We start from the raw sequence: 13,165 nt of genomic DNA on the forward strand, positions 1-13,165 counted from the left end.
AGTCGTCATGCCGGATCATCATACCCGGACGGGACCAGCGCGCGATAGCGACAGCCCGCCGCCTGAATTCAGTGGTAATCGGCATCTTCAACCTCAGCTTCCGGGCCGCACGGGGGTATCCGGTAGCGCTGACTGAAGCGGATTACCAGAATTGCCAGCGACACCAGCAGCACCGCGCCGCCTTCGTAAAGCAGAGTTTCCGGCACGATCTCCTTGCCCTGCAGCACGATCAGACGCGACAGCGCCGTGACAGCGATGAACATGGGAAAGGTGAATGGCACTTCCCGTCGCAGGAAGTAAACATTCGCCATGGCCATGATCTCGATATAGATGAATATCAGCAGCAAATCCTCGAGCCGGATCTCCCCACGCTCGGGAATCGCCACGATGATCTGGCCAATTCCGGCCAATGCCAGCCCACCGACGACGAGCAGCACCAGCTTCTCCACATAGCTGAAAAGCCCCGACAGAAAGCTGTCAAGCCGTTGCTCAAATGGCATCATGATTGCAGACTCCGCATTCCATTGAGTATCAGTCTAGCAAATTCGCGATACCGACAAGCAGGCACGCAGCGAGCCGCGCGCCGAACGCGACTGGCAGCGAAAACTCCATTTTGTCCCAAACGCACATTGTCCGATAATAATCGTCCCGCATTTGCCAACCAGACCAGATATTTTGACGATCGAATCCGCTTGGTTCGCTGAGAATTGCCCGCAACCGGCGCTGCTACCGGCATCGGTGTCCGCGCTCGATATTGCCCGCTGGTATGCGCACGATCTCGCGAACTTCCTCCTCGCCCCCTCCTACTGCGACCTCCTGCGCACCTATCTGCCTGTCTGGCGCCTGCCGCTGCCGGAGCGGTGGTTCTTCGTGCCGCATTCCATCGAAGACACCGCCATGCACTGCTACCGTTCCGCGATTCGCGAGGCGCTTGAGCGCGGACGCGGAAGCGCCGGTGGCCATGAGATCGCCCAGGTCCTGGAGGAATGGGCGGCGGCGCCCGGATTCAAGCATCCCGAACTCGACGGCATGCTCGCCAGCCTGCTGCCTGATCGCACCCTGGAGCTGCGCTATCCCGATGCGCTCGATCCCGACTCGGCGGTGCGCGAGCAATACCGGGTCATCGGCAACCGCGCGCATCACCGCCGGCTGCCGCCGGACTCGGGCAACGCCTGCTGGGCGAAAGAGCCTGAGTGGGCGCCCTGGCACTGGAACGACCAGGGCAAGGATCTCGTCAACGCCTTCTTGCGCCATGAAGGCGCCATCGCGAACGACAGCAGCGACGCTTCACAGCCAGGCTAATTCGGTCTAATTCGGCTGAATCCTGCCCAGTCTTAACCCGTTCCGCCCCCTTTGGCAAAATAACCCCATGCAATTCGCGGTAGGATAGCCGCCATCGCCGGGCAGTGACTTATTTCAACGCCCCTTCGCCTCTTCGCCTCTTCGCCCCCCTCGATTACGGAGACTGCTCCATGCCCTTACCAATCGCCACCGCGCTCGGCGCGAGCGGCCCATCAGGCCTGCCCCCCGCTGTCGACGCCCCTTGCGAGCACATCGCGTTTCGCCACCGGCCGAGCCTCGCCTACTATGCCGCCAACCAAACCCCTGGCCGCCCGCTGGTGCTGATCCATAGCATCAATGCCGCGCCCAGCAGCTTTGAGGTCAAGCCGCTGTTCGAGCACTACCGCCAACAGCGGCCAGTCTTCAGCCTGGATCTTCCCGGGTTCGGCCAGGCCGGGCGCGGCCCCTCGGAGTATTCGCCCGAGGGTTATGCTCACGTCATCAGCCAGTTTCTCGAGCAGGTGCCAGATCAGCCGGTTGACCTGTTGGCGCTCTCCCTGAGTTGTGAATTTGCGCTACGCGCAACCTTGTCCGTGCCGGAGCGGGTGCGTTCCCTGGTGCTGATTTCACCCACTGGCTTTAGCAAACGCCAACCGCCACCGCGACCAGTGAGCAATGCCATCCACCCGCTACTGGCCGGGCTGCCCTGGAGCCAGCCGCTGTTCGATCTGGTCGCCTCCAAAAGCAGCATCAATTACTACCTGAGCAAGTCTTTCATGCAGCAGGCCCCGCAGGAGATGCTCGACTACGCCCATGCAACCTCGCACCAGCCCGGTGCACGACACGCACCACTGACATTCTTGTCGGGCAAACTGTTCACGCCCGAGGCGATGTCCAGCCTGTATGGCCGCCTGACCAGCCATCCCACCCTGGTCCTGGCCGATCGCGATCCCTATGTGCGCTTCGACGGCCTTGATGACTTCATCGCCACCCACAACAACTGGCGTCGCGGCCGGGTCGTCCCCAACATGGGCCTGCCGCATTGGGAAGATCTGCCCGCGACCACCAAGACTCTGGATGAATTCTGGCAGTCACTGGCGCAGCCGGCCGGCTGAAGGGTTACCGCGAATCACAGGGATTCATTCTGTGGGCCGGTCGGGGCTATGAGCGTGAGGAACAGGGAGCGTCAGGAACAGTCAGATAGCCAGAGCGCTCAGCGGCGCAGAAAATGCCGGACGCGATCGATCGCGCCCGGCAGGCTGCGCACCAGATCGACACCAGCCTTGAGAACGCCCTCGGCGCGACGCAGCCGTTCCAGGCGTTTCTGCTCGGCCTCCGGCCAACGGACGCGCAACTGCTGGTTCAGCGCCGCAAGATTCCAACTCCGGGCATGCTCACCCAAGGCCACCAACAAGGTGCGCTCGGGTGGGACTGACAATGCCGTGCTTGCCGCATGCAGGGCGCGCGCCATGCTGCGCTCTTTTGGGTGCTGTCCCGCAAGTGGATCATAGGGCGGCTGCCATTCAAGCACCGGCTCCAGGCGATCTGCATGGGTCAGCACCAGTAGCAGCGGAACCGGGCGCAACCGCACATCGCTATCGATGCGCTCGCGCAGCACCTTGAGCGCGCGCTGATCCGCGGCCCGATCGGCACGGTGGGCGGCGGCAACCCAGATGACCAGGTCCGCCTCGCGCAGCTGCACGAGCCAGGCCGCCTCGGTCTCAGCCGCAAGCGGTGGGCTGTCGATCAACTCCCAGGGTGTGTCGGCGCAACGATAACCGGCGGGGCTGGAAGCGGCGCGACTCGAGTCATTCGCCTTGGTGCCAGTGGCTGCGCCGCCCATGGGCTGAGCAGCATTTGGCTGAGCAGCATTGGGCTGGGCAGCATTGGGCTGGGCAGCATTGGGCTGGGCAGCATTGGGCTGGGCAGCATTGGGCTGGGCAGCATTGGATTGGGCACCGACAGTCTGGGGATCGATGGAATGGGCTGGCTCTGCAAAGCCAACTTCGGCAGCACCCTGGCTGTCGGGCGTCATTGGCGGGGCCGGATAAGGCGTCCATTCTGAGGTTGTCTGCGTCAGCCCGACCGGCGCGACCTCCCGGCCGAGCAACGCGTTGACCAGACTCGACTTGCCGCTGTTGCGCTGGCCGGTGACCAATACCCGCAGCGCCCCGCTGCCGGCGTGGCTGGACTCTTGACGGCTGCTTCGCGGCGGCGGCTCAGCGTACTTGCGGTAGGTGCCCGAGTAAAGCTCGATGGCCACTTCGCCGATCTCGCGCACCAGCACCTTGGCCATTACCGCGCGCGCCTCGCGTCCTAGCAAGGTGACACCCTGCTCGATGACCAGTGAGCGCACTTCGGCCATCACCGCGCTCAGTGGATCGGCCAGGCGCATCACGCGCCAGGCATTGTTGAGCCCGCGCGCCGGTTTGAGCCCACGCCCGAGCAGATCGCCGCCCCTGGCGGCCCAGCTCAGGCGCAGATGGCGCAATATCGGCAGTTCCTCGCTCAGGATGTGGCGCAGACGGCGCGCTACCTCCTCGAGCATCAGCAGGACCTCGGGCAGGGTGAAATTCAGTACCGCGGCTTCGTCATCCGGCGCATAGGCCCGGGCCACCGCGCTGACGGTGCGCCGCAGCAGCCGGTCGACCGCCTCGCGATTGGCCAGGTCCTCCGCCACGGTCGCTGCAGCCAGTCCCGCGAGTGCCTCGCGCGCCTGACGCTCGGCCACCGCGGCACCAGGTTGTGCCATGCCGACCGGTATGCCCGCCGCTGGATCGCGCGGCAGCAGGCGAAACAGCGCCAGCAGACCCATCAGCACCGCGCACAGCCCCAGCCACCAGGCCAGCCAGCCCTGCTGCGACAACCAGAGAATGCCCAACAAAGGCAGAACCGAAAAGGCCGCCGAGACCAGCGTCAGCGTCAGCAGCTCCGGCCACAGGCGGCGTACCAGCGCTTGCCAACCAAGCGGTGAATGACCTTCTGACTCTCTCAAGCGGATTTTCTCCCGAAAGTTCTCATAGGAATCACAAATGCGCTTCCAGTTTTGGGCCGGGTGACGGACTCGGGGTCTCAGCGCCCTTGATCTGATCTGGCACGCCGCTGGGAAGCCTACAAACGCCACCAACAACGTAGCAAACTCCCGCGTACAATGGGGCCTACGGGTCGCGCGAGCCTGTCTCTCGTGGGGCTTTCAGGGGACGGTGGATGCCGAGATTCGGCTGGTCATTGACGTCCCCACGACGCGGGAGGCTCAGTGATGAAGCGACCACAGCGGGCGTTGTCGGTGCGCATTGCCTTTGAACCGAACCGGTTTTCAGCCGAACGCTTGAGCGAGATCTACGCCCAGCTCAAGCCGACGGAATCACGCCCAATCGAAACGGCTCCTGCTGCGGCAAAGACCGCTCTACCACAGCGCCAACAGCGCCGAGGTGCGCGATGAGCCAGCCCCTGAACGTCGCCCTCTATGCCCGTGTCTCCTCCGATCGCCAGGCCAAGGCCGGCACCATCGACAGCCAGGTTGCGGCGCTGAAAGCGCGCATTGCCAGTGATGGCGAACAGCTTCCCGAAGAGCAGTGTTTCATCGACGCTGGTGTCAGCGGCGCGACCCTCATTCGCCCGCAACTGGAGCGGTTGCGCGATCGCGCGGCCATGGGCTTGATTGATCGGCTCTATGTGCTGGCCCCGGATCGCCTGGCGCGGAAATACGCCCATCAGGCCCTGCTGTTGGAAGAGTTCCAGCAAACCGGTGTCACCGTTGTCTTTCTCAATCATGCCGGCGGTGTGAGCCCGGAAGAAGACCTGTTATTACAGATGCAAGGCATGATTGCCGAATACGAGCGGGCGAAGATCATGGAGCGCAACCGTCGCGGGAAATTGCATGGCGCGCGTCATGGGCGCGTCAATGTGCTTGGCGGCGCGCCTTACGGCTATCGCTATCAGCGCAAGCAACTCGATGGCGCACCGGCGCAGTATGTGATTGATCTGTCCCAAGCGGCCACCGTGCGGCAAATCTTTCATTGGGTTGGCGTGGATCGCTTCAGTATCGGCGAAGTGACCCGCCGGCTTGATGCCGAGGGCATTCCCACCGCCACCGGCAAAGCGCATTGGGACCGCAGTGTGGTGTGGGGAATGCTGCAGAACCCGGCCTATATGGGTCGTGCCGCCTTCGGCAAGACCCAGTCACAGCCGCACCGCCCGCGCGTGCGCCCCGCCCGCCACAGCGCCGAAACGCCCAAGAAGGCCACCTCCGTCGTGCGTACCCCGCGCGCGGACTGGATTGAGATCCCTGTCCCGCCGCTGGTCAGCGAAGCGCTGTTTCTCGCCGTGGGGGAGCAATTGGAGGAGAATCGCCGCCTGGCACGCCAACGCCGGCGCGGCGCGCGCCATCTCCTGCAAGGGCTCATCGTCTGCGGGCACTGCCGCTATGCGTATTATGGCAAGCCTGTCAGCAAAAGCGCGGCCAAAGGTGGACAATGCTATGCCTATTATCGCTGCGTCGGCACCGATGCCTATCGCTTTGGCGGTGAGCGTATTTGCGACAACAAGCAAGTGCGCACCAGCCGGCTCGATGACCTGGTGTGGGAGCAAGTCCTGGCGTTGTTACAACAGCCTGAGCGCTTGCAGCAGGAATATGAACAGCGCCTCAATCGCCTGCAGCAGGCTCATGCGTCGCACACCGATACAGATGTGCTGGAAAAACAGCACCAGCACCTGAAACAAGGGAAATCGCGGCTGATCGATAGCTATACCGAGGGGTTAATCGATAAAAGCGACTTCGATCCCAAAATGGCGCAGCTCAATAGCAAACTCGAGCAACTTCACATTCAGATTGAGACAGCTCGCCAACAAGATGCTGGCCAGGCCGAACTGTTTCTGGTGATCAATCGGCTGGAGGAATTTGCCGCCGCGATTCAGGAACGTTTAACCGGCCTGGATTTCGAGACCAAGCGCGGCATCATTCGCGCGCTTGTCAAGCGTATCGAGATTTACCATGAGGAAATCCTGGTGGTTTTTCGGGTTGATCCCGATCCAAACATCGGCGACCCGGATGACAACGGCACCCCGGAAAAACCATCGGAGCAATCCAATGGAGCTTCAAGTATGCAAGATTGTAAGCGGCGTTCAAGGATGTATTCACGGCGTCCCCCGCGACCGTCACCCGGCCCAGAACAAAACGCAAGTCAATCCCATACAGATGGCACATCAGCGCTGACGGCGCAGGCCATCTTCGCTGCGGGCGCGCTGCAGGGCGCGTCTGTAGGCATCGCGATAATGCGCGCGCAGCGCCTCGCGATCCGGCGTGCGGCCCGCCGCCTGCTCGGCGAACAGCAGCATGGCCACTTCGCCAATGGCCCAGGTCAGGGCGAAGGTCCAACTCGCGGTCAGGGCGCTGCCCCAGCCGACGCCGAGCTTGAGCACCTGCTGCGCCAGCCAGCTGCCGCCATACCCCAGCGCGAAACCGCCGCCCAGGGTCGAGATCAGCTCCTTCCAGGCATCGCGGCTACTGTCGCGTCCGGCAGCACGGGCGATCTGCGCCACCATGGCCGCCTGCAGGCTGGCCGAGCCAAGACCACCCAGCAGCGGGAGCGGCACCGCATTGGCGGTGGCCGCGGCCAGCGCCCAGGGCAGAATCAAGCGCCGACGCTGGCTCTCATCGCCGAGCGGCTGGGCAGCTTCCTTCAGCGCGACCACCACATCCGGGAGCAAGCGCTCAAGTGCCGCCCAGAGCGCGCCGCCACCATAGTCCACCGGCGCTAGGCCCTGCTCTGGGCGAGTGAAATCAATCGGCACGAATACCGGCGCCGCTCCGGGCAGCTGCGCGAACAGCTGCCGTTGCACCTGCAGCGCGCGCGTCAGCGAGGGCGGCAGTGCCGCAAGCGCGAAGTCAGCCTCAGTGCCGGTGAAGGGATAGGGCAGCCCATGCCCGGTTCCCGGCGGATAGAGGTGATGCAGACAGCTGTGCGCCACGATCAGCGGCCAGCCGGGATGGGCGCGACGCAGCTTGCGCACCAGCGCGAACAGTTCATCGAGTGCCAGATCCTCGACCCTGACCACCAGCAGGAGCACATGGGCCTGGCACTCGGCCGCGTGCAGCTCATCGAATGGCGCCTGCACCGCGCTGTCGGCCAGCCCGCGGGTGTCGAGAAAGCGCAGCAGCGGACGCTGCTCGGGAAAGGCATAGAGGCGCGAATGCGCAGTGAAGGGCTCAAAGCCATTGCCGATCTGATCGCGCGCCTGCCCGGTCAGTTCGGCGACGATGCTGGTCTTGCCGGCCTGGGTTTTGCCCAGCAACCAGATAACAGGCGCCTCGGCCTCGACCCAGGCGGCGACACGCTCGAGCGCTCCAGCCGCCATGATCAGAGAACCCGCGCCGCGCTCAGAACCTGATCAGGCCGGACTCGAGCAGACCGACCACAATCAGATAGATGCCCACCACATAGCTCAAGACGGCCGGGCGCAGCAGCACCAGAATCCCGGCCACCAGCGCGATGATGGCTTTGAGGGGCAGAGCAGCACCGTAAAAAAAGGCCACCAGCCCGAGGATACCGACAGCAATCAAGTAGGCCGCGACCATCACATTCAGCAGTCGCGGCAGCAGCAGGATCAGCACGCCGGCCAGAATGGCCAGCGCGGCTTCGATTGGCCATTGGTTGAGGAAAGATAAATTCACTATGGCAGCTCCGTGGAGACTTAAGGCACAGTTCCTGGCGCCAATCCGGCATCAGGTGGCATCACACTCTCGTAGGGGATGTCGATGGCATCGCCCGAGACATCACGGCCCTCCTCATCGACGCGATCGCGGGCAATGACGATCTCAACCCGGCGATTCTCCGCGCGCCCTTCCGGCGTGTCATTCGTCGCCACCGGCCGGGTATCAGCGTAGGCGCGAATCTGCATCCGCGGCGCCAGATCGGGCTGACTTTCACCAATATGATGCACCACGGCCGCCGCGCGCGCGGCGGATAGCACCCAGTTAGAAGGAAACTGCAGTGTATTGATCGGCAGATCGTCGGTGTGGCCGGCAACAATCAGATTACCAGTGGTCACCGACAGGGTCTCGGCGATCTTGTCGAGAATCGGGAGAAAGGAATCCTGAAGGCGTGCGCTGCCAGAGGCAAAAGACCCTTTCTCGCGAATGCGGATCAGGATTTCCTCCCCAACCACCTCCACCGCAATCAGCCCCTGCTCGATCTCCTGTTCCAGCGCCGCGGCAATCTCCTGCGCCGCTGCTTCGAGCTCCTTGCGCATCTGGTCCGGACCAAGCTCGCTCTTGGTTTCATCCGTGGTCTGCTGGCGCAGCTCCTGGGCCAGGGTTGGCGTTGGCTGCCCAGGACTGAAATCGGGCGAGATCACCGTGGTGCCCATCGGGATGGCCTGCACGTCAACTTCACGCTGCACGCCAAAGGCCATTTTCATCGAGCCGGCGATCTGCTTGTACTTATGGATATCCATCTCCGAGAACGACAGCAGCAACACGAAAAAGCACAGCAGCAGCGCCATCAGATCGGCGAAAGTTGCCATCCATCCTGGCAAACCTTTGGGACATTCTTCAGCCCTGGCCATGCATCACCCGTGATCAAGCGTCGAGGCGCGTTGGCTGGATGGGAGATAGGTAAGCAGAATCTGCTCCATGACGCGCGGATTGATGCCGGACTGGATGGCCGAGATGGCCTCGAGCACGAGGTCCTTGATAGTGCGTTCCTCCTCGCTCACCGCCTTCAGCTTATCCGAGATCGGAATGGCGAAACCGTTGGCGATGAGGGCTCCATAAAGGGTGGTCAGAAGGGCTACGGCCATGGCCGGTCCGATGGCCTTGGGATCATCCATGTTCGAGAGCATTTGCACCAGACCGATCAGGGTTCCGATCATGCCAAAAGCGGGAGAATAGTCGCCGATCGACTTCCACATGTCCATGCCCCGGCGGTGGCGCTCGATGGTCAGATCAATCTCCTTCGACAACAGGCGCTCAACCGTCTCCGGCGGATGACCGTCAATACAGAGACTGATGCCTTTTTCCAGAAACGGCTCGCTGATGGTTTGATTCTCGAGCGCCAGGATGCCTTCCTTGCGCGCCACGGTGGCAAGCTGGACCGCCTCTTCGATCAACTCGCGCGGCGGCGTCGATGAGTGAATGATGGCCTTAAGCCCGATCTTGAAGGAGCCAAAGAACTCGCCAAAGGAAATCCGCACCAGGGTGGCGCCCAGGGTTCCAAGGACCACGATCAAAATGGACGGGACGTTGACAAAGACGCCGATGTCGCCGCCAACCAGGATCGCGCCAACGGCCGCGATTACCACGACAACGAGGCCAACAATGGTTGCAAAATCCATGGGGAAAAGACCCGCCCTCAAGTGATTGAACGCGTCTTATTCTACGCAAAAATCCGACGCACTGGGGCGAGCCCGGAAAAATCGGCTCAGGTCTGCGGCAGCGCACCGGTTGATAGCATTCATGCACCATGTCGCGGCAAGCGCCATTGCCCGCTGATGGTGCGCCAGCATTGCCTGCGGCATCGAGGCCATGGCGCGCGTATTGCTGTAAGCTTGCGGATTTCGTTCCCACGCAAGCGCCCCTGAAGCCGCTACCAAGGCCGCAAGAATCCTTCATGCAGACCCCGCTACCCGACTTTGCCCCACTCGATATCGCGTGGGTGCTGCTGTGCGCCTTTCTGGTCTTTCTGATGCAGGCGGGGTTCCTGTGCCTGGAATCCGGCCTGGTACGAGCAAAAAACAGCATCAATGTCGCGGTCAAGAACCTGATGGACCTGTGCCTGTCGGCGCTGGTCTTCTGGCTGTTAGGCTATGCGCTGATGTTCGGCAATAGCTATTCCGGCCTGGTCGGGCACGATAGTTTTTTGTTCGATGGCGCGGACTCGCCCTGGCTGATGAGCTTTTTTCTCTTCCAGGCGATGTTCTGCAGCACCGCGGCCACCATCGTCTCGGGCGCGGTGGCCGAGCGCATGCGCTTTTTCGCCTACGGGCTCACGGCCATCATGCTCTCGGCGCTGATCTATCCGGTCAGCGGACACTGGGCTTGGGGTGGCGCGGCGACCGGCGAGGCGACAGGCTGGCTGGCGCGGATCGGCTTTATCGATTTCGCCGGCTCCACGGTGGTGCATTCGGTCGGTGGCTGGACGGCGCTGGTGGCGGTGCTGCTGCTCGGCCCGCGCAGCGGGCGCTTCAGCGCACAGGGCACCCGCCCAATTGCCGGCGGTAATCTGCCGCTTGCCGCACTCGGTGTGATCCTGCTGTGGTTCGGTTGGTTCGGGTTCAATGGTGGCAGCACCTTCGCGCTCACCGCAAAGGTACCGCTGATCCTGTTCAATACCTTTCTGTCCGGAGCCGCCGGCGGTGTCGGCGGTCTGTTCTACAGCTATGCGCGACGCGGCTACCCGGTGGTCATGGATCTGCAAAACGGTGTCATCGCCGGCCTGGTCGGCATTACCGCCTCCTGCCATCTGCAGACGCCTGCGTTTGCCGCGCTTATCGGTCTGATCGCTGGTCTGCTGGCCTCCTGGGGCTCAGCCTGGCTTGAGCGCCGGCGCATCGATGACGCTGTCGGCGCCATCCCGGCGCATCTGTTCGCCGGTATCTGGGGCACCCTGGCCGTGGCCTTGTTCGCCCCGGCAGAGGCTTTTGAGCTTGCCGGCGGACGCCTGAACCAGCTCGGCGTGCAAGCGTTCGGCATCCTGACTATCGGTGCCTATTCATTTACCCTGAGCCTTGTGGCACTGTGGCTGATGAATCGCGTCTATCCACTGCGCGTCACCGCCGAAGAAGAACAGGTCGGGCTGAATGTCGCCGAGCATGGCGCCAGCACCGAAATCCTCGACCTGCTCGGGGAGATGGAACAGCAACGCCGACGCGGGGACTTCTCCCGGCCGGTGAGCTGTGAGCCCCACACTGAAGTGGGCCAGATCGCGCGTCAGTACAATGACGTGCTTGGGCGGGTCAACGACGAGATTCACCGCCGCGAGCAGCTTTTGCACGACCTGGCGGCGAGCGAAACGCGCAAGAGCGCCATACTCGACGCGGTGCTGGACTGCATCATCACCACCGACGACCACGGCAAGGTACTGGAATTCAACCCGGCCGCCGAGCGCACCTTTGGCTGCTCGCGGCGGATGGCGATCGGGCGGAAGATTTGCGACATCGCCATCCCCTCCGACCAACGCGCGACCTTCGAGGCCGGACTGCAATTGCAATTCAGCGGCGAGGGACATTTCTTGCTTGATCGCCGCATCCAGACCCTCTTAAAGCGCAACGAGGGCGAGAGTTTCCCCGCCGAGCTCAGCATCACTCGGGTTCGCGGTGGACAGAACATCGAATATAACCTCCACATCCGCGACATCACGCGGCAACGCGAGGTCCAGCGCCGGCTGCATCAGCTCGCGCACTTCGACATCCTGACCGGACTGGCCAACCGTGGGCATTTTCGCCAGCAGCTCGACTACTATCTGCTGACCAAGCCGAGCGAGAAGGTCGCGGTGCTGTTTCTCGATCTCGACCGCTTCAAGCAGGTCAATGACAGCCTCGGCCATGAGGTGGGTGATGAGCTGCTGCGCGGCGTCGCTGAGCGCCTGCGTCATTGCACGCGCAAAGAAGATGTCGTCTCGCGCTGGGGCGGGGATGAGTTTGTCATCGCACTACTTGGCGTCGGTGGTGTGGACAACATCCGGCACAAGGCGAGCGAGCTCGTTACCAAGCTGGCCGAGCCACATTTGCTCGACGGCAAGCCAGTGCGCTCCCCCACCAGCATTGGTATCGCGGTCTATCCAGAATCGGGCGAGACTGCGGACCTGCTGATCCGCAACGCCGACCTGGCGCTCTACGAGGCCAAGGACGCCGGACGCAATAACTTTCAATTCTTCACCCCAACACTGGCCCGTTACCATGCCGAGCGCTTTGACCGGGAGAACGACCTGCGCGAGGCACTTGCGCGTGGCGAGTTCGTCCTTCACTACCAGCCCCAGTTCGATCTCGACAGCGGAACCCTGACCGGTACCGAAGCATTGCTGCGGTGGCGGCACAGCGCCGAGGGATTAGTCGCGCCGAGTGTCTTCATTCCCATCCTCGAGGAAAGCGGCCTGATCTTGACCGTCGGCGAATGGGTGTTGCGCACCGCCTGCCGGCAGCAGGCGCAATGGCGGGCAAAGGGGGTCCCAATCCCGCGTGTCGCAGTCAACGTCTCTGGCAAGCAGTTCCTGAAGCCAGAGTTTGCCGATCTGGTCGCGCGCATCCTGCGCGAAGAAAATCTGCCCGCAAGCACCCTGGAGCTTGAGATCACAGAGACCGTGCTGGCATCCAACAACCAGATGTCCATCGACGTGCTCCACAAGCTCAAGGCAATGGGCATTGCCATTGCCATCGATGACTTCGGCACCGGCTACTCATCGCTGAGCTACCTGAAGCGCTTCCCGATCGATGTGATCAAGCTCGATCGCTCCTTCGTTGGCGAATGCGACCGCAATAGCGAAGATGCCGCCATCTGTTCGGCCATCATTTCCCTGGCGCGCAGCTTGAAACTCGACACCCTGGCCGAGGGCGTCGAGCGCGTCGAGCAAATCGCCTTTCTGCGCGCGGAAGGCTGCAATAGCTACCAAGGCTTTATCGCCGCCCCGGCGCTCTCGGCCACTGAACTAGCCGACTTTATCGAACGGAGGGCACACCAATCGATGACACACTAACCGGGGATGCGCCAAAGGAATTTGCATTAGCCCGGCGCTTTTTCTGCTGGAACACAAAAAAAGGGCATTCAAAAAGCGACAGTCGCTATACTGAAACCAGATCCCCCTGCTAAACCAGTGGATTCTCGGGTATCCTTGCGAGCCATTTAACAGCAGCCGCCCGACCGATCGGTCGCAACAGCACCCACAGATGT

The 13,165-nt window shown here is 62.5% G+C and carries 9 protein-coding genes and 1 pseudogene; 4 read left to right on the top strand and 6 right to left on the bottom strand.

Annotated elements, in window-relative coordinates; genetic code table 11:
• Positions 1 to 68: 68 nt before the first annotated feature.
• Positions 69 to 500, bottom strand: coding sequence for a phosphate-starvation-inducible protein PsiE (locus Thiosp_RS22760; protein ID WP_201068653.1), 432 nt, complete (start codon positions 498 to 500; stop codon positions 69 to 71).
• A gap of 175 nt (positions 501 to 675) precedes the next feature.
• On the opposite strand from Thiosp_RS22760, the gene Thiosp_RS22765 reads away from it, so the two are divergent.
• On the top strand, positions 676 to 1,302 hold the full coding sequence (locus tag Thiosp_RS22765) for a hypothetical protein (protein WP_201068571.1): 627 nt from the start codon (positions 676 to 678) through the stop codon (positions 1,300 to 1,302).
• A gap of 170 nt (positions 1,303 to 1,472) precedes the next feature.
• Positions 1,473 to 2,396 (top strand): alpha/beta fold hydrolase, encoded by a 924-nt coding sequence (locus Thiosp_RS22770; protein WP_201068572.1) that lies wholly within the window; start codon positions 1,473 to 1,475, stop codon positions 2,394 to 2,396.
• Positions 2,397 to 2,494: 98 nt separating this feature from the next.
• On the opposite strand, the gene Thiosp_RS22775 is transcribed toward Thiosp_RS22770, so the two are convergent.
• Complete coding sequence (locus Thiosp_RS22775; protein ID WP_201068573.1) at positions 2,495 to 4,276, bottom strand: dynamin family protein; 1,782 nt, start codon at positions 4,274 to 4,276, stop codon at positions 2,495 to 2,497.
• Between the two features lie 443 nt (positions 4,277 to 4,719).
• Here Thiosp_RS22775 and Thiosp_RS22780 point away from each other — a divergent pair, with 443 nt between their 5' ends.
• Positions 4,720 to 7,041, top strand: a complete 2,322-nt coding sequence (locus Thiosp_RS22780) for a recombinase family protein (protein ID WP_323696720.1) — start codon at positions 4,720 to 4,722, stop codon at positions 7,039 to 7,041.
• 336 nt (positions 7,042 to 7,377) lie between these two features.
• Here Thiosp_RS22780 and Thiosp_RS22785 read toward each other — a convergent pair.
• The 4 genes and pseudogenes from Thiosp_RS22785 to Thiosp_RS22805 form a co-directional block, all read right to left on the bottom strand.
• A pseudogene (locus Thiosp_RS22785) lies at positions 7,378 to 7,638 on the bottom strand (hypothetical protein); the annotation flags it as partial.
• A gap of 22 nt (positions 7,639 to 7,660) precedes the next feature.
• A complete protein-coding gene (locus tag Thiosp_RS24880; protein ID WP_201064791.1) occupies positions 7,661 to 7,954 on the bottom strand; it encodes a DUF3096 domain-containing protein in 294 nt (97 codons plus the stop codon).
• Between the two features lie 20 nt (positions 7,955 to 7,974).
• Positions 7,975 to 8,805 (bottom strand): flagellar motor protein MotB, encoded by an 831-nt coding sequence (locus Thiosp_RS22800; RefSeq protein WP_242518372.1) that lies wholly within the window; start codon positions 8,803 to 8,805, stop codon positions 7,975 to 7,977.
• 45 nt (positions 8,806 to 8,850) lie between these two features.
• A complete protein-coding gene (locus Thiosp_RS22805) occupies positions 8,851 to 9,615 on the bottom strand; it encodes a MotA/TolQ/ExbB proton channel family protein (RefSeq protein ID WP_201064796.1) in 765 nt (254 codons plus the stop codon).
• Between the two features lie 275 nt (positions 9,616 to 9,890).
• Between Thiosp_RS22805 and amt the strand changes: the two genes are divergently transcribed.
• On the top strand, positions 9,891 to 12,971 hold the full coding sequence (amt, locus tag Thiosp_RS22810) for an ammonium transporter (RefSeq protein ID WP_201064799.1): 3,081 nt from the start codon (positions 9,891 to 9,893) through the stop codon (positions 12,969 to 12,971).
• The last annotated feature ends 194 nt before the right edge of the window (positions 12,972 to 13,165 follow it).

The sequence above is a fragment of the Thiorhodovibrio litoralis genome (assembly GCF_033954455.1).
In the GTDB taxonomy this organism is placed as follows: Bacteria; Pseudomonadota; Gammaproteobacteria; order Chromatiales; family Chromatiaceae; genus Thiorhodovibrio; species Thiorhodovibrio litoralis.